The following is a 1,147-nucleotide window of genomic DNA, read 5'->3' as shown; positions in this document are numbered from 1 at the left end:
TGGATCGCGTCTGACATTTGAATCCGGGATGGGATTCCCATCTGACTGGATGCATGCGAGTCTGGCGCATGCGAACCGGAATTTTCATCACCCTTAAGCCTGCCGACCGCCGCCGTCTGAAGGCGTTGGCGCGGAATCGCAACACCCCACACAAGCATGTTTGGCGGGCCGAGATCGTACTGTTGAGCGCGGACGGTTTCGGCACCCATGAGATCATGCGCCGGACCGGCAAGTCGAAGACCTGTGTGTGGCGCTGGCAGGAACGCTTCATGGCGGCGGGTTATGACGGCCTCCTGCACGATAAGACACGCCCCTCGCGCATTCCGCCGCTGGGGTCGGGCATCGCTGAACGCGTCGTGGCGCTCACCCGGACCGAGCCGCCAGCAGAGGCGACCCACTGGACCTCCGCCATGATGGCGAAGGTCGTCGATATCAGCGCGAGTTCCGTTCAACGCATCTGGCGCGCCCATGGGCTGCAGCCGCACCGGGTGAAACAGTTCAAGCTCTCCACCGACCCGCGCTTCGTCGACAAATTGCGCGATGTCGTCGGCCTCTATGTCGATCCGCCCGCTCATGCCGTCGTTCTCTCGGTCGATGAAAAAAGCCAAATCCAGGCGCTCGACCGCACCCAGCCCGGCTTGCCAATAAAGAACGGTCGCGCCGGGACGATGACCCACGACTACAAGCGTCATGGCACGACGACACTGTTTGCGGCCCTCAACGTCCTCGACGGCACCGTCATTGGCCGCAATATGCAGCGCCATCGGCACCAGGAGTTCATCCGCTTCCTCAACGCCGTCGAGGCGCAGGTGCCGCCGCGAAAGCAAATCCACGCTATCGTCGACAACTATGCAACCCACAAGCACCCGAAGGTGCGCCAGTGGTTGGCTCGGCATCCCCGCTGGGCCTTCCACTTCACGCCCACATCAGCATCCTGGCTCAATGCCGTCGAGGGCTTCTTCGCCAAACTCACAAAGCGACGACTAAAACGCGGCATCTTCCGATCGGTCGTCGACCTGCAGGCTGCAATCAATCGCTTCGTCATCGAACATAACGCCGAACCGAAGCCCTTCACATGGACTGCCGATCCCAACAAAATTATCCGAGCCGTCAGACGCGGGCACCAAGTGTTAGATTCCATCCACTA

At 61.0% G+C, this 1,147-nt stretch carries 1 protein-coding gene; it reads left to right on the top strand.

The genetic code is table 11. The annotated features are described in order from the left end of the window. Window positions 1–68: 68 nt before the first annotated feature. A partial coding sequence (locus GGQ85_RS20775) for an IS630 family transposase (RefSeq protein ID WP_309776098.1) occupies window positions 69–1,147 on the top strand: 1,079 nt, incomplete at its 3' end.

It is taken from the genome of Nitrobacter vulgaris, from assembly GCF_031453995.1.
GTDB classification, from domain to species: Bacteria; Pseudomonadota; Alphaproteobacteria; order Rhizobiales; family Xanthobacteraceae; genus Nitrobacter; species Nitrobacter vulgaris.
The sequence above is the reverse complement of the archived record's forward strand: the minus strand, read 5'-3'. Positions and strand labels throughout refer to the sequence as shown.